We start from the raw sequence: 233 nt of genomic DNA, 5'->3' as shown, positions 1-233 counted from the left end.
TCGAGGGTGTCGGTCACCTCGGTGACCGCCGCCGTCGGATTGGTTGCCAGGTTTTCGAAGTTGCCGCCCACGGCATCCTTGATGGTTGCTTCGACGGTGCCGGCATCTTTGTAGACGTCGTCTTTCGGTGCGTCGACAGTCACGGAGCCGGTAGTCGCACCGGCCGCGATGGTGATGATCGCGCCGTTGCTCAACGTGACAGTGACCGGAGTGCCGGCGGCATTGGTCAGGGT

1 protein-coding gene is annotated in these 233 nt (G+C 63.1%); it reads right to left on the bottom strand.

Features of this window, described 5'->3' with window-relative positions:
• Nucleotides 1-233: immunoglobulin-like domain-containing protein (locus tag JFU11_RS27955; RefSeq protein ID WP_201062765.1), on the bottom strand; the 233-nt coding region annotated here is incomplete at both ends.

It is taken from the genome of Pseudomonas sp. TH37 (assembly GCF_016650735.1).
Taxonomy (GTDB): domain Bacteria; phylum Pseudomonadota; class Gammaproteobacteria; order Pseudomonadales; family Pseudomonadaceae; genus Aquipseudomonas; species Aquipseudomonas farris.
This window is presented reverse-complemented; position numbering and strand designations above follow the sequence as displayed.